General features: G+C 75.7%; 1 protein-coding gene. It reads right to left on the bottom strand.

From position 1 onward, the window contains the following. On the bottom strand, positions 1 to 304 hold a 304-nt coding region (locus IF89_RS40035), incomplete at both ends, for a hypothetical protein (protein ID WP_043195101.1).

Genomic DNA, 304 nt, shown 5'->3' with positions numbered 1-304 from the left:
GGCGCCGTCGGCGTCGGGCTCTTTGGCGTAGGCGCCGTCGCGGTAGTTGTCCGCGGTCCGCAGGGGCCGGCCCAGCGCGTCGAGGGTCTCGGTCACCCGACGGCCGTCAGGCGTGGCCGTGACCGTGACGGCCGGGGAGGGGTAGGCGATGCGGGTGGTCTGCGGCTTGCCGGAGTCCGGCAGCACCGTGTGCACAGACGGCCGACCCTGGCGGTCGTACTCCGTCCGCGAGACGACCCGCCCGCCCGGCCCCATCTCCTCCAGCACGGCTCCGGTGGCCAGGTCCACCACCCGCGAGGCGGAG

This window comes from Streptomyces sp. NRRL F-2664, assembly GCF_000719345.1.
In the GTDB taxonomy this organism is placed as follows: domain Bacteria; phylum Actinomycetota; class Actinomycetes; order Streptomycetales; family Streptomycetaceae; genus Streptomyces.
This window is presented reverse-complemented; position numbering and strand designations above follow the sequence as displayed.